Annotated in this window: 2 protein-coding genes; one reads left to right on the top strand and one right to left on the bottom strand. The window is 70.5% G+C overall.

The window, feature by feature from the left end; translation table 11 throughout:
- Positions 1 to 145 precede the first annotated feature (145 nt).
- Positions 146 to 1,111, bottom strand: coding sequence for an alpha/beta hydrolase (locus ACWGE1_RS40930; protein ID WP_453425548.1), 966 nt, complete (start codon positions 1,109 to 1,111; stop codon positions 146 to 148).
- Positions 1,112 to 1,330: 219 nt separating this feature from the next.
- Here ACWGE1_RS40930 and ACWGE1_RS40925 point away from each other — a divergent pair, with 219 nt between their 5' ends.
- Complete coding sequence (locus ACWGE1_RS40925; protein ID WP_453425547.1) at positions 1,331 to 1,789, top strand: MarR family winged helix-turn-helix transcriptional regulator; 459 nt, start codon at positions 1,331 to 1,333, stop codon at positions 1,787 to 1,789.
- Positions 1,790 to 2,034 lie beyond the last annotated feature (245 nt).

The raw sequence follows: 2,034 nt of genomic DNA, 5'->3' as shown, positions 1-2,034 counted from the left end.
CGCTCCACCTGATCTGTGAACTCCCCGGCCGCGGGGGCCCCGGGGGGGGCGGGGGGGCGGGGGGGGGCCGGGCGGTTTTACCCCCCGGGCGCGCGGCGGGGGGGGGGGGGGCCCCTCCCCCCCCGCCGCCCGCGGTCCGGGCTGCTCAGGCGGTGCCGAGTGCGGTGCGCAGGGTGGTGGTGGCGAGGTCGATGGCAGCTTGGGCGGCGTGGGTTTCGCGCAGGGCGTTGAGCATGACGAAGTCGTGGATGATGCCCTGGAAGCGGACGGCCGTGACGGGGACCGCGGCGGTGCGGAGCTTGTCGGCGTACGCCTCGCCTTCGTCGCGCAGTACGTCGGCCTCGGCGGTGATGACCAGGGCCGGCGGGAGGCCGGTGAGGTGCTCGGTGGTGGCGCGCAGCGGGGAGGCGGTGATCTCGGCCCGTTCGGCCTCGTCGGTGGTGTACTGGTCCCAGAACCACTGCATGCCGTCGCGGCGCAGGAAGTAGCCTTCCGCGAACTGGTGGTAGGAGCCGGTGTCGAAGGCGGCGTCGGTGACCGGGTAGAAGAGGACCTGCTGGCGCAGGTCCAGGCCGCCGCGTTCCTTGGCCATGAGGGTGAGGGCGATGCTCATGTTGCCGCCGACGGAGTCCCCGGCGACCGCGATGCGGGTGGCGTCCAGGCCGTGTTCGGCGCCGTCGGTGACGACCCAGCGGGCCACCGTCCAGTTCTGCTCGATGGCGACCGGGTAGCGGTGCTCGGGCGAGAGGTCGTACTCGGGAAAGACGACGGCCGCGCCGGTTCCCACGGCGAGTTCGCGTACCAGGCGGTCGTGGGTGTGGGCGTTGCCGAACACCCAGCCGGCGCCGTGGATGTAGACGATCACCGGCAGCGGGCCGGATGCCCCGGTCGGGCGGACGATCCGGGCGCGGACCGAGCCGGTGGGGCCGCCGGGGACGGTCACCCACTCCTCGTCGGCAGCGGGTTCGGCGATGCCACCGGACTGGACTTCGTCTACGGCCTTGCGGCCCTCGGCGGGCGGGATCTGGAACAGGAACGGCGGCTTCGCCGTGGCCTCCGCGAATGCGGCCGCAGCGGGTTCCAGGACCGGACGGGCACTCTTCTCAGTCATGTCGGACTCTCCAGAACGTAGGGCATCGAGGGCGGGCAGCCCTCGGTGATCGTCGTGCCCGCCGTCCGGCAGCCACATCAGGAAAGTAGTACACGATTAAGTCGTGCACAACTCAATCGAGCGCGCTATGGTCGCGTGCGCTTCGAACCGTAGGATGAGAAGCCGGGGATCCGGGCAGGTGGCAGCAGCGGACCAGGCACAAGCAAAGGGAAAAACGGCATGGAGAAAGCGGCAGCAGGTCAGGCGGAAGGCGACTCGCTCAGGCTGGAGGACCAGCTCTGCTTCGCCCTCTACGCCGCCTCGCGCGCGGTCACGGCGAGCTATCGGCCCCTGCTGGACGAACTGGGACTGACCTACCCGCAGTATCTGGTGATGCTTGCCCTCTGGGAGCGGGACTCCCTCTCCGTACGGGACCTGGGTGCCGCGCTTCAGCTGGAGTCCAGCACGCTCTCCCCGCTGCTCAAGCGCCTCGAGGTGAACGGCCTGGTCCTGCGCGAGCGGCGCGTCGACGACGAGCGCTCGGTTGCGGTGCGCCTCACCGAGGCTGGTGCGGATCTTCGGGGAAAGGCACGGACCGTCCCGCTCGCCATCGGCGATGCGATGAACCTGACTCCGGAGCAGGACGCCACTGCCAGATACCTGCTCCGACTGATCACGGCCAATGTCACCCGCAGGTGAGCGCCGTCCTCACCTCGGCCGCCAGGCCTTTTGCCGCACACGTACTCAACGGGGGGCTGCCTCCGGCGCTGACGTCGGGCGGGGCCACGCCGTGCCTCCCCTGCGCGGTGCCGTCGGTCCCGGAGGGTGAGCATGCCCTTGCCGGGTACGGGCGTGAAGAGGGGGTTTCACGAAGGACCAGCCGCTGCGATGTTCCTGCCCGACTCGGAGCGGTCTTCACCCTCAATTGACCCAACGGACAAGGC

Source organism: Streptomyces sp. NPDC054932 (assembly GCF_053610205.1).
Note: the sequence above shows the minus strand (reverse complement) of the source record. Positions and strands in the feature narration are given on the sequence as shown.